Annotated in this window: 10 protein-coding genes and 2 pseudogenes; 4 read left to right on the forward strand and 8 right to left on the reverse strand. The window is 56.6% G+C overall.

Going from position 1 to position 12741, the window contains the following annotated elements; genetic code table 11:
• Positions 1 to 99 precede the first annotated feature (99 nt).
• Together istA (AC0T4W_RS21300) and istB are read left to right on the forward strand one after the other, a co-directional pair.
• Positions 100 to 1599, forward strand: coding sequence for an IS21 family transposase (istA, locus tag AC0T4W_RS21300; protein WP_476315011.1), 1500 nt, complete (start codon positions 100 to 102; stop codon positions 1597 to 1599).
• Positions 1592 to 2395: an IS21-like element ISPst3 family helper ATPase IstB gene (istB, locus tag AC0T4W_RS21305; RefSeq protein ID WP_476314408.1), complete on the forward strand. Its 804-nt coding sequence runs from the start codon at positions 1592 to 1594 to the stop codon at positions 2393 to 2395. Before istA (AC0T4W_RS21300) ends, istB begins: the two co-directional genes overlap by 8 nt.
• Before the next feature lie 195 nt (positions 2396 to 2590).
• Here the strand turns inward: istB and istA (AC0T4W_RS21310) are convergent.
• The 5 genes and pseudogenes from istA (AC0T4W_RS21310) to AC0T4W_RS21330 all read right to left on the reverse strand — a co-directional run.
• Positions 2591 to 3259 (reverse strand): annotated as a pseudogene (istA, locus tag AC0T4W_RS21310) (IS21 family transposase); the annotation flags it as partial.
• 282 nt (positions 3260 to 3541) lie between these two features.
• Positions 3542 to 3850, reverse strand: a pseudogene (locus tag AC0T4W_RS21315) (IS3 family transposase); the annotation flags it as partial.
• A 42-nt stretch (positions 3851 to 3892) separates the two neighbouring features.
• Complete coding sequence (locus AC0T4W_RS21320) at positions 3893 to 6310, reverse strand: DEAD/DEAH box helicase (protein ID WP_476323831.1); 2418 nt, start codon at positions 6308 to 6310, stop codon at positions 3893 to 3895.
• Between the two features lie 437 nt (positions 6311 to 6747).
• Positions 6748 to 8979: a hypothetical protein gene (locus AC0T4W_RS21325; protein ID WP_476322512.1), complete on the reverse strand. Its 2232-nt coding sequence runs from the start codon at positions 8977 to 8979 to the stop codon at positions 6748 to 6750.
• A 147-nt stretch (positions 8980 to 9126) separates the two neighbouring features.
• The gene (locus AC0T4W_RS21330; RefSeq protein ID WP_476322515.1) at positions 9127 to 9399 is read right to left on the reverse strand and encodes a hypothetical protein; all 273 of its coding nucleotides are present in this window, start codon (positions 9397 to 9399) and stop codon (positions 9127 to 9129) included.
• A gap of 121 nt (positions 9400 to 9520) precedes the next feature.
• Here AC0T4W_RS21330 and AC0T4W_RS21335 point away from each other — a divergent pair, with 121 nt between their 5' ends.
• Entirely contained in the window at positions 9521 to 10393 is an 873-nt protein-coding gene (locus AC0T4W_RS21335) for a helix-turn-helix transcriptional regulator (protein WP_476322518.1), read from the forward strand.
• A gap of 320 nt (positions 10394 to 10713) precedes the next feature.
• Positions 10714 to 11484, forward strand: a complete 771-nt coding sequence (locus AC0T4W_RS21340) for a hypothetical protein (protein WP_476322520.1) — start codon at positions 10714 to 10716, stop codon at positions 11482 to 11484.
• A 13-nt stretch (positions 11485 to 11497) separates the two neighbouring features.
• Here the strand turns inward: AC0T4W_RS21340 and AC0T4W_RS21345 are convergent, their stop codons facing one another.
• The 3 genes from AC0T4W_RS21345 to AC0T4W_RS21355 all read right to left on the reverse strand — a co-directional run bounded on the left by AC0T4W_RS21345 (position 11498) and on the right by AC0T4W_RS21355 (position 12702).
• On the reverse strand, positions 11498 to 11728 hold the full coding sequence (locus AC0T4W_RS21345; protein WP_476322523.1) for a hypothetical protein: 231 nt from the start codon (positions 11726 to 11728) through the stop codon (positions 11498 to 11500).
• Positions 11729 to 11903: 175 nt separating this feature from the next.
• On the reverse strand, positions 11904 to 12218 hold the full coding sequence (locus tag AC0T4W_RS21350) for a hypothetical protein (RefSeq protein ID WP_476322526.1): 315 nt from the start codon (positions 12216 to 12218) through the stop codon (positions 11904 to 11906).
• A gap of 16 nt (positions 12219 to 12234) precedes the next feature.
• Complete coding sequence (locus AC0T4W_RS21355; protein WP_476322529.1) at positions 12235 to 12702, reverse strand: hypothetical protein; 468 nt, start codon at positions 12700 to 12702, stop codon at positions 12235 to 12237.
• Positions 12703 to 12741 lie beyond the last annotated feature (39 nt).

The following is a 12741-nucleotide window of genomic DNA, read 5'->3' on the forward strand; positions in this document are numbered from 1 at the left end:
AAACTGACCCAGTAGAGGCTGTTCTGCCGACTGAAAACTGACCCAGGTGTTCAACTGCTTCTGCTCAATTTCTGAGCAGGAGAACACAGGGTGATCAGTATGGAAATGATGGGCAAAATTCGCCGGATGTATTTTCGCGACAAGCTGTCGCTGCATGAGATAACCAAGCGCACCGGGTTGGCGCGCAACACCATTCGCAAATGGGTCAGAGCACCCGAGGCGAAGCAGCCGGCGTACCAGCGCCGGGCGGTATTCAACAAGCTCAGTGCTTTTCACGCCACGCTGGAGCAGGCGCTGAAGGCCGACTCGCTGCGTTCCAAGCAACAGCGGCGCAGTGCCAAGGCGCTGTTGGCGCAAATCAAGGCCGAGGGGTACGACGGTGGCTACAGCCAGCTCACCGCGTTTATCCGTGCCTGGCGCGGGGAGCAGGGCAAGGCGTTGCACGCCTTTGTGCCGCTGACCTTTGCGCTGGGCGAGGCGTTTCAGTTCGACTGGAGCGAAGAGGGTTTGCTGATCGGCGGCATTTACCGGCGTATGCAGGTGGCGCACCTGAAGCTCTGCGCCAGCCGTGCATTCTGGCTGGTGGCTTATCCGAGCCAAGGCCACGAGATGTTGTTCGACGCGCATACGCGCTCGTTCAGCGCCTTGGGCGGCGTGCCGCGCCGGGGTATTTACGACAACATGAAGACGGCCGTCGACAAGGTCAATAAGGGCAAAGGCCGCACGGTGAATGCGCGTTTCGCGGTGATGTGTGCGCACTACCTGTTCGACCCGGACTTCTGCAACGTCGCCTCGGGCTGGGAAAAGGGCATCGTCGAGAAGAACGTGCAAGACAGCCGGCGACGCATCTGGCTCGACGCCCAGGACGGCCAATTTCACTCCTTCGAAGAACTCAATGCCTGGCTCGGCCAGCGCTGCCGCGCACTCTGGAGCGAGCTGGCGCACCCGCAGTACGGCGGGCTCAGTGTGGCCGAGGTGCTGGAGTTGGAGCGGGCCGAAATGATGCCCATGCCCACGGCCTTCGACGGTTACGTCGAGCGTGCGGCGCGGGTTTCCAGTACCTGCCTGGTCAGCGTGGGGCGCAACCGCTACTCGGTGCCCTGTGAGCGCGCCGGCCGGTGGGTCAGCAGCCGCCTGTATCCGACCCGGATTGAGGTGGTGGCCGATGACCTGTTGATTGCCAGCCATGCGCGTTTACTGGATCGCGACCAGGTCAGCTATGACTGGCAGCACTACATCCCGCTGATTGAGCGCAAGCCCGGCGCGCTGCGCAACGGCGCGCCCTTTGCCGATCTGCCAGCGCCGCTGCGTCGGCTCAGGCACGGCCTGGGGCGGCATGCCGGCGGTGACCGGATCATGGCGCAAGTCCTGGCCGCCGTACCGGTCGCCGGGCTCGATGCGGTGCTGGTGGCTGTTGAGCTGGTGCTTGAGAGCGGCAGCCTGAGCGCCGAACACATCCTCAATGTCGTGGCGCGGCTGACATCGAGCGAACCGCCGCCCACCGTCGAAACCCACTTGCCGCTCAAGGAAGCCCCCGTCGCCAACACGGCGCGCTACGACCTCCTGCGTAGCCATGCCGAGGAAATCGGTCATGCGTGATCTTATGGCTGAACTCAAGGAACTGCGCCTGCACGGCATGGCCACTGCCTGGGCGGAGTTGATCGCCCAGGGCGAGTCGGCAACGGCGTCCTCCAGATGGTTGCTCGAACACCTGCTGCAACAGGAGCACACAGATCGCGCCATGCGCTCGGTGAGCCACCAGATGAACATGGCCAAGCTGCCGATGCACCGCGATCTGGCCGGCTTCGACTTCAGCTCCTCCAGCGCCGACGCACGCCTGATCAAAGAGCTGGCCAGCCTGGCCTTTACCGACACCGCCCAGAACCTGGTGCTGATCGGCGGACCGGGCACCGGCAAGACCCACCTGGCCACCGCGCTGGCCGTGTCCGGCATCACCCTGCACGGCAAGCGCGTGCGCTTCTACTCCACGGTTGACCTAGTCAATCTGCTGGAGCGCGAGAAGCACGACGGCAAGGCCGGGCGCATCGCCCAGGCACTGCTGCGCATGGATCTGATCATCCTCGACGAGCTAGGGTATCTGCCCTTCAGCCAGGCCGGTGGTGCTCTGCTGTTTCACCTGCTGTCCAAGCTGTACGAACACACCAGCGTGGTGATCACCACCAACCTGAGCTTCGCCGAATGGTCGAGTGTGTTCGGCGACGCCAAGATGACCACAGCCCTGCTGGATCGGCTGACCCACCACTGCCACATCGTCGAAACGGGCAACGAGTCCTACCGCTTGCAACACAGCAGCTTGGCGGCCCAGGCGAAGATCAAAGCACGCGAACGAAAACCTAAGGGCGACCAGCGGCCGGAGGACGACGAGCCGTTCTGAGCATGTCGAGAGGGTGACCTGCTGCATGACTGCATGTGGCAGGTCTTAAACAACTGAACTGGGCTATCGACGGAGGGGGGATTAAGAGCAGCTGCGCTGATAGACTTATCCACAGTTGCTGATGCAGAAATCAGCAATCCGCCCTGGGTCAAATTTCAATCGGCAGGGTGGGTCAATTTTCCATCAGCGCCAACAGTTGATGTCCGGTTCGTAGCGATGGGCCTTGCTCACCGCACTGCGCAGGTTGTCCGGCACCACGATCTCCGGTACCCCGCCGAGGAAGGCGAAGCAGCGGGCATGGGAGCCCAGCCAGTCGGGCAACTGCTGCGACCAGGTGGCCTCGGCGAAGGTGTAGCTGGAGGCACCGAGCACCGCGACGAACACCTGCGCCTGACGGATCTCGCCGCTGTGCCGGTCGATCACCGGCACCGTCTGGCCGGCATAGTCGACGAACAGCTTCTCGCCGACGCGGTGCTCCTGGCGCATCACCACATCGACCTTGCCGGCCCAGGCCCGGTAGTGCTCGCAGAACCAGCTGTACTGGAAGCCCTGTGGCTGGCCCAGCCGATACTCCTGCCAGAGCAGCGCCAGGGTCACGCCTGGTCGGCGCAGCTCGGCATGCACCCAGGCCCAGTCGGGAGTTGGTCGTTGCTCAGAGGGGATCTCCGGCGGTGGCGGGAACAGGCGCCGCTCCAGCTCGGCGTCGGACAACTCAGTAGGGAGCGGCCAGGAGAGGCCGCAGGCCGTGAATCGGCAAAGGTAATCACCGGCACTGCTGTGACCTATGCCCAGACTGCGGGAGATCTTACGGACAGACAGCCCGCAATCGAACTTGAGGCGCAACACTTCACGGATTTTACGCATGGATAAACGCTCCACGACGACCTCTCTGCTTCGAAAAAGAGGCCAATGGTAGTGAATAAATCCTGCGTAGCTGCCTGCCAGAAAGTGTCCGGATGGCTGTGGAATCAGTGTCCGGATGCTCGTGGAATGGGTGTCCGGATCAGCGTGGAATCACTGTCCGGATGTGCGTGGAATGGGTGTCCGAGTCAGCGCGGAATCCGCAGCTGGCGGCCAAGATAGCTAAAAATACATTAAGCAAATCTTCCACGAATAAACTCCGTATAACGTACATGCACAGGGGGTCTACCCCATTTTCACGGACGGCTTGAAAAGGGCTGAAAACTTCAAATCTTGTCGGGCGACTCTACGACGCATTAGTGGGTTATGAAACAGCATGATGTAATCGAATAAATCCGCCCGAGCCTCATCACGCGTTCGATACGACTGATGGACAACACGCTCCTGCTTGAGCTGGCCGAAGAAGCCTTCGCAGGCGACGTTGTCGCCACAATGCCCGACAGCACTCATGCTACAGATCAGCGTGTTGCGATTCAGAATGCGCTGCTAGTCCGTATTGGTGAATTGGTTGTCACGATCCGAACGTAGGATCACCGACCATTGCCATGACTTACCCCTTGTTCTGATTTGGAGGACTTAACCTGACTGCGTCCAGCCTGCGGCAGCCCAGTCTAAATTCTCGGGTATCAGGTAGCGGTTACTGGCATCGGCCAGTCGCTGGTTAGCCATCTCTTCTGCTGCTTTAAACAGCCATTTGGAGGCTTCAGTATCTGTGATCAGGGTGCTGTGCTCAGCAGATGTCAGCAACCATTGGCTGGCTATTGCAGGGTTCAGTTTGGCTTTGCCGTCGTTGACCTGAATGGCCACAAATTCCTGCCGCATGCGTTTGCCCTGCGGGCCTTGCCAGCGCAGCATGGCTCCAAGCAAAGCACCCTCTCCTAGCTCTGGTTCTTTTAGCATCGCAGCCAAACCGCCAAAGTCGTGCTCGCAGGCTTTACCCAGCAGGTACTGCATTAGCTTGGAGTTGAGGTCGAGCATGTGGGTGTCAGGCCGGTTGGCTGCCAGCATGCGATCTAATGTCACGTCCATGCGTTGAGAAGCTTTGGGGGAAAGCCCCATGTCACGCATCACCTGCTCGGATAATCGAATACGCAAAAGCCGCTCTTTATGGCTGCGCTCCGCGACCTCGATGCCCAGTTGTTCGAACATGCCCAAGACGAAGCTGTAGAGATGCTCGACGGTGATTTCCAGCTCGTCGCGTAGCTCATTAGGGTCGCTGGTGGCAGCGTGGACAAACAGTTCTCGTTGTTTGGCGGCAGCCGTACGCGCCTGCTTTAGCGCCTCATCGATACGCTCACGGGTTCGGTCGATGCCGAGTTTTGTGGCTTGTTGCAGGATTTCTTCCACATCTATCAACTCGGCCAGTTGACCGAGAATTTCGTCTTTCAGGCCATCATTGAATTCATGCTGTTGAACCTCGGCCAGGTCAGTCACAACGCTGTCGATTCGCTCATACATCAGGTCGACGATATTCTGATCCAGGCTGTCGGTTTGCTGAATGTTGAACACGACGACTTTCTTCTTCTGCCCATAGCGATACAGACGGCCAATGCGCTGTACAAGGCGCATAGGGTTCCAAGGCAGGTCATAGTTGACCATGATGTGGCACTTGCTCTGGAGGTTGATGCCCTCCCCGCCAGCCTCAGTCGAAATCAGAAAACGCCCTTGTTCTTCAAAGCGCTTGATGGCTTCACGCCGTTCGGCATGCTGCATGGAGCCATTGATCAGCTCGACTTGGTCGAGCCCATATTGGTTGGCCAGGGCATCCCGCAGATAGCTTTGGGTCGTACGGTATTCGGTAAAAATCAGCACTTTCTCATCGGCATTGGCAGCATGAATTTTGCCGATGATTTCTTCGATAAATAGCTTCAGCTTAAGGTCATTGGCCTTTAGCGCGGCGGCTTCAGCAATCAGGTCTTTCAGCAGCTGCACTTCGCCGGCGAAGAACTCGCGTGCCTCGCTGGTGAACTGTTCTTCCCACTCACCCAGATAGCGCTCATCGCTGGGCTCGTCAGCAGATGTGCCGTTTGCTTGATCGTTAAGCAGGCGTTGGAGGCGATTACACAGGGCCCGGTGAATGGCCGCTGCGCTGGAGGCCGCCAGTTTGCGGTAAACCGTCATCACGAACCCAATGGCGTTACCGGTGCGGCCTAGCAATTCACCTGCGGTATAGCCTTTGCGCAGATAGTCCTGAAGCGTTTTATCGAACTCGACGGACTCCAGGCTACTGGGCACCTGCAAAGCCTTGGTGATCTTACCTTGGAAGATGAAGTTCCCTTCTGCGTCCGTTACGTCGGCTTTGTGGTTGCGGAATACCATGTCGTGAAGGATTTCAGGCTTCAGGTTGAGCGCCATCAGTTCGGTACGGCGTTCAGGACGAAGCAGCTCTAGCAGTGCGACGAACTTGTCCTGCATGCCCTGGTGAGGGGTCGCGCTCAACAGGAGCATGTGCTTGGTTTGGCTGCGTAAGTTTTTCGCCAGGTCATAGCGCTCAGAGCTGTCCAGCTTTTGCCCGTACTGGCGGCGGCTGAGCCGATGCCCTTCGTCAAAAATCACCAGATCCCAAGGCTCAGCCTGGAGCAGACTTTCCAGGTGGCCTTCCTGCTTGAGTCGATCCATGGAGCCGATAACACAGTCGTGCATCTTCCACTGGCGGGGTTCGTTGATACGGAAGTCCTCGCCATAGATCTCGAAGTCTTCGATCTTGAACTTGTGATACAGCTCTTCCTGCCACTGCTTGGTCAGGCCAGCGGGGGTAATCAGCAGGATGCGTTTGACCAGGTCTCGTTGCCGCAGTGCATGCAGCAGCATGCCGGTCTCGATGGTCTTACCTAACCCCACGTCGTCTGCGATCAACCAGTTGAAGTTGCCGGAAGCGAGGATGTGGTGCACCAAGTGAATCTGATGAGGTAGCGGCTCAATATCTAGGTGGGAAAGGGCACCGGTGTTTTCATTCCATACTTTGATGGCATGGGCCAGCATGCGCAGGCGCATACGCTCGGCATCGTGTGCTTCGCTTTTGCTGGCGGTGACAAAGCGATGCTTAACGCCTTTCACCTGACGTAGATATTGATAAGGCAGCCAATGGCGCTCACCTCGCTCAGGAAAGTCGACCAATACTTGCTCGCTGCCTGCCAAGGTACGCTGCTGCATGATGACGCCCTGCCCTAGTGAGCGAACACCGCTACCAGGGGTTTCGTCGACCACGTCCATGCCATTTTGAAAGCCCGAGCGCACGGCAGATGCATCGACATAGCCCAGCTTCTTCTCTGGGCTGAACCAGTGAACCTGAAGCTGATCTTCGGCCTCTTTAGCAATGGCCATTTTGACGATGCCCCGGCGCTCACTCTGTCCGCTGGGTAATGTTTGGCTGACCCAGCAACCTGGAACGTGGTTAAGTCTGAGGGGCTTCATGGGCTAGTCCTTTATCCTTACGGCTCAATGCTTGGCGAGGGGTGGTCGAGATTGTGTGCGTGCAAAGCAGATGCGAGCGGCTCTGCTGACCATTGTGGCGATGCTTCACCAATATCATCGTCAATGCCCTCTTCCTCGGCCTCAATGTCGCTAGGCATCTCAGCTTCTTCAGCTGGTTTCTTTGAACGCTTTTTGGGAAAGATCGGTGGTGTTTCCACTACAACTGGCGGCTTGTCACTGAAGTAACAACCGGGCTCCTGCGGGTGTTTGGTTTGAAATACGCCATAGGCCCGAAGAATCTCGGTTTTCTCATACTCCAGTGTGTCGCACAGACCCAGATCGCTGTATTCCTCAGCAGGCAGTTCGTGAGGGTCGCAGAAGTCAAAGGGCTGATTGGCAGGTAAGCAACCTTCCAAATTGGCAAACCGGAACCACAGATACCTGCCAAAGGCTTTAAATGCGCGGCGCAAGGCAATGTTCTCGTACCAAGATGTAAAGAGGTTTTCGAGGAAGACCTCGATTTCCTCCACCTGAGGCAGAGACTCAAAAGAGCGGACGATCAGCAAGGCTGTCGGCCATGACAGTACGTAGTGGGAAAGGCGGCTACTGCCGGTTTTATCAAACGCGATCCAGTAGATGTCGTTTTCAGACCAGATCACTTTGATATGAGCAGCCAGGATTAACTCGTCAGGAGTGAGCCCTTTATCGATTTCTCTCTCAAGGGCTAGGCGAGTCTGTCCCCAGCCACTCATGACGAAAATTTGTTGGATCAGAGCCAGCGTGCTGAGTGGCCAGTTTGCCTTTCCGATCAACTCAGCGGCTTTCTGGAGCGCACGGTCTTCGCGAGATATTTTGCCTGTAAGCCAATCTTCGGGTTCGGGAGTGAAAGCTTCCTCACCGTCAAAGATTTCATCTGGGTCAAAGGCGTATGCCGCGTAGTCGTCATCCAGGTCACGGAAGTCGTCGACATCATTCTGGTTACCGTCTTCCTGCTCAGCCCCAAGCTCGTAAATCGACAGATCCTGTAAGTCATGATCGAAGTCGATGGGGTCTTCAGGATCTTCAAGCCCCAATTGCAGCTGAGGGGAAACCGGGATATTAAGTTCTAGATCACTCAGCGCGAGGTCTTCAGCATCCTCGTCCTCATCATTCTCGTCTGATATTTGATCGTGAGGTTGGGGGTCAGAAGCAGGAACCTCCGGGGTTGACGATGTCGCAGCTGAATCGTCTGGATTTAATAGTGATTCATCAGAACTCGATGGCTCTTCAGCGCCCAAACCTGTTGGCTGGACAGAGATAAGTGTGCGCCCTGATTTGTTGAATATCTTGACCTTGGCTAACCCTTCTTCCGCCTCTGCCTCCTTTCGTGGATGGGCAAGCTTGAGAATGTTTTTCGCGGAGGGCTGAGCGTTCTCATCCCCAACCGAATGCTCATCGGTGGAGTCGTTTATAGCCGCCGTAGCATTATCAGGCGCGTCAACGGCTTTGGGCTCATCGTGGAGTGTTGAGGCTTCAGATGGCGTTGATTCTGATTGGCCCTCCCACCAGCCGTCAGTTTTCAAAGAGGGGTATTGAGAGGCCGTGTTCTGAATGAAGGTTAGCGAATCATCGACGGTCGCGGTCAACGCCTTGTTGGTCGGAGCTGATGGGATTTCTAGGGTCGTCAGATGCTCGGCTGAGTCATTGAGGAATGCCAGGTCACTGTCTGTTGGCAGGTCGTCTGTCGACTCTTCAGGCTCAATCTCGACAAAGGCCTGCTGCTGGCGTTTCAAAAGGAGGGCACGCTGCATGGCCTTTGCCCCATCTATGGGGCGGCGTTGCAGCATGTACACACGGCTGAGCAGATTTAGGAAGTCAGGTTCTTCAACCGTTTCAATGGCTTCCAGGAGAAGCGACTCGGCAGCCTGCAATTTGCCAGACGCGACCAGGTCGTTTACGTCTTTTATGAACAGTTCTTTGCTGCGTTGCTTGCTCTTGATCGAGAGCATCTGCGGGGCGCGATGTTTTTTGAAATGAAGAATCAGTTCAAGCCTGCGCTGGATATCATCCGCTGACTGATGGCTTTTCAGGAATTCGGTAAGAAGTGTTCTGGCTGTGGCGTGTTGCCCCTGAGTCAGCAGGAGCGAAATAGCTTGGAGTAAGCCTTCCGAGGAGTGACCTTTTAGGCACGAACGGATCTTCGTCTCCAGCTCATTTGGATCCGATGCAGCGTAGCTCCACAGTTCGTCTAACAGCGATTCCCAATCCATTTCTATACCGACTCCGTGACGACACAGCCCAGCTCTGCGCAAATCTTGGCGCGTAGGGTTAGCACTGCCTCATAGGGGTGTGGCCTGTGTCGTCCATCACATTATCCAGACCGACCTTGTGGGTAAAGGCAAACAGCCATCAGAACGTTAATTTCTTGTCTGACTGGCCAGGGCGTACTCGTTTGACTCAATGCGCTTTGAGAGCTGTAGCAACTGAGCCTCGTGTGCTCGAAGCATGGCTTTCAGCTCTGCGTTTTCATGCTCTAGCCCAATGATCGTGCGGCGGCGTAACTCGCTTATTTGAGTCTGGCCGGTGAGCAGAGCGTGGACGGCCAGATTTTTTTGCTGCATGACCAGGCAAATCAACCCAGAGACTGCGAGGGCGAGAATAACTAGCTCTCCATAAACCCACGGTTCCATGTGGTCTCCCGTGACATTTCCGCAGATCGAATTGAACTGCCAGCAACACCTTATGTAAGGTTTGACGACATAGAAATATTGGTTACATGAACAGGTAAACTTTCCGAGCAGGATGCCCCGTATGAAACGCAAGCAATCCATAGCCAGTGTCCGTTGGGATCTGGCGCTACGGTACCGACTGATTGAGACAGTCGCTTTGTGGGAAGGGCGTCTGACCACGGGCCATTTGATGCAGAGCTTCGGTATCAGTCGGCAACAAGCTTCGAAAGACATCAACAGCTATCTGGCTGACTACGCGCCCGGCAACTTGGATTACGACAAGCACATCAAAGGCTATGTACCCAGTCGCCGATTCAGCCCGCTGTTCATTGATGACAGCGCCAGTGCCTATTTGCATTTACTGAACCAAAACAGCGAGCGGGCACCTCACATCGAAGGCTTAGCGCTGGCTTACGCGCATACCGAAGTGCTGAATGTGCCGGATCGTTCGGTTAGGCCTGAAGTCTTGCGTCCGCTGTTGCGTGCCTGCCGAGAGGGACTTCGCCTGGAGTGCGACTATGTTTCTTTGGCCAACCCTGTGGCCGAAACACGCCTGATCGCACCGCACACCTTGGTCTATACCGGCATGCGCTGGCACGTGCGGGCCTACTGCGAAAAGAACCGCGACTACCGCGACTTTGTCTTGAGTCGCTTCAGGGGTGAGCTAGACGTGCTTGGTGAGTCCGACCAAGGCTGCGACGCGGATGACGGTTGGAATAGTGAGGTCGAAGTGGTGATAGAGCCTGATCCTCGGCTGAAACCCGATCAACGCAGCATCATCGAGGTGGACTTTGGGATGCAGGCCGGACAGCTGAAAGTGGCGACTCGCGGGGCGCTGGTGCAGTACGTACTACAGCGCTACCAGATTGATCCGCATAAAGTGCAGACCAAGGCCAGCGCCCAGCAGATTGTGGTCAGCAACCTTGATGAGCTATCCATCTGGCTTTACTCATAGAGGCGAGGGCGTTATTCCGCTGGGCCGTAGGCAATCCGGGCAAGCAACCAAAATACGCCACCCAAGGTTGTTGCGAGCAATCCTGCATCAATTGAGCTGATCATCCACATAGGGCACCTCCTGGTCGTTGTGGGTGAAACCATAGAGGCCTGGAGTAATCGGGTCGATCTGTTAGCTTTTCGTGCGTAAACAATTGGAGCAGGTTCGTCGATGATCCCAACGACTGGGCCATCAAGGGCAACCCAACGGCCCACTGAATCTGCCCTAGCCCGTGATGACAGCTAGTCTGGACACCCAAAGGTACCTGATAGGGGGGCAGCGTGAGAGATCCACATGTAGCTGCGGTGTACTTCAAGGTAGGTTCCACCGAGGATATCTTCTACGAGAATCCGGAGCCATTGTCGTTCTCGAACCACCTGGGAGAATTCTCTCTGGTAGATGGGGTATTGAAGGTTGTCCCTGCCGAGCATTTTTGCAGCGATCAGGAAGCCAGGCAGGCCATGGACGGATTTCTTCGAGCATGGGAGATCGAGACGGATCTCAAGCGCAACCTAGGCACGATCAGATTCACGTACAGCCGTGCAGATGTGGTTGATCGCGACCCGCCCCCTCCAGGCGAGCCTCTGGCCGTCACTTTAGAAGGGTGTTCAGTGGTCACCCTCAACTCCAGTGCTACCTGCCACCTCACGCTCAGTCGCTATCCTCAACCACCAGAGCACTTTAGCGCCTCAGAGTACGCCCAGCATGCCTATCGTCGATGGCTCGGGTATCGAAGTGGGCGTGAGCCATTGCAGGCCATGGCTTACTTCGTCATAACGCTCATGGAAAGTATCGCGGGTGGCGGCAGGGCAAAAGCCTGTGAGCTGTTTAAGATCGATATGGAAGTGCGCAAGAAAATGGGCGATCTGTGCAGCGAGCGAGGTAGTGCTTTGACGGCTCGGAAAGCGCAGTCGACGGACTTTGATGAGCTTTCGCATATTGAGCGGGAATGGTTGGAGCGTGCGGTAAAACGACTGATTTTTAGATTGGGAGAACTGGCTGCTGGCCAGACACTAGAACTAATCAGGTTGGAGAACGTTGAGCGGTTCTGATTCGAGACGCTAATTAAAGCTCTACCGTCAGCGCTTTGATCCCCACCCCTTCGCAAAACCGTCCCACCGCTGTCAGCGAGCGCCAGTGCCTAACCGGTTCACGTCGCGAGTGCACCGGTAGCCATTTGACGCCGAGGCGCAGCTCCAACCGACAGTCATCACCATCGCGAAGCACGCGAAATTCACGTGCGGCTCCTGTCTCGACCAGCGCCTGCAAGGTGCACTGCTCAACTGCCTTTTTCATCGCCCCTGCTCTCCTGCTCAGCCAGTTCACTGGGATCTGGTATAGCGCAGGGCTGAAGGCCGGTCACCGCAGCTCGTCGAGCGGTCACCGATCCTGGTTCGGCTGCGGGGTCTGATTGACCATAACGTCCTATTACGCGAAGTGGCGAATCTGATCGGCCTCAATTGACCAAGAGTCAGATGTCCAATTCACTTCCCAAGCGGTCGCGCAACTCTTCTGGAGTGGCCGAGGCAGCTTTGCCTGCTGCTTGAATTCGTGCCTGAACAATCTCGCGGTAAGTACGGATTCTGTCTGGCTCAGGCAGCTTGTAAATCGGTCGCAAAGGCTCAGATTCTGGAGCGGGCTGCCCATCCATCGACTCCAGCGCACAATACAGTTCCGCCTTTTCTACCAGCCCAGCTCCTGCCTGAATCTGACCAATGAGCTGAGCAAAGTAGTCTTCAAACAAGACCTTCAAATAGTCTTTGTCAATAAAGTGCGATAAGAACAACCAGTGGCCTTTTTTGTCATAGGGTGAGCCCCCCCCAGTAAAGGCTCAGCTCCGCCAAACGCTGAAGCACCACGTTATCGCGCAGGAACACAAACCAAATCGTGGGCGCTCGGTGACGCTGTGAGAGGGCATGCTCATACAGCTCTCGTGCAGCTGTAGCCGGGTCGCGCCAAGCGCTAGGCTGGATACATAGCACCAGGCACTTTAGTTCTCCCTGTGCATCATAGAGGTAGTAGCCGCCCGGACTGCCCAGCGTGCCTCGTCGTCGGAGCACGCGCCCTTTATACGTATCGAAGGGGTGCAATTTTGACGAATCAAAATACGATTCCAGTCGGTAGAACAGTGCATATTTCTGTGCGGTGTTGCGACTGGGGCGGGCGGCGTCAGTGTCTGGCAACGGTTGAGCATCGCCGCGCATCAAGGGTTCTAGATCGGCCAGCTTAAGTTGATTACTCAGCACCGCGTCGAGTAGCTCTTGAGCCATGTCTGGTGCGGTCGACCAGAGCTTAGCCAGCCGTTCCAG

This window comes from Pseudomonas sp. C7.1, assembly GCF_056312395.1.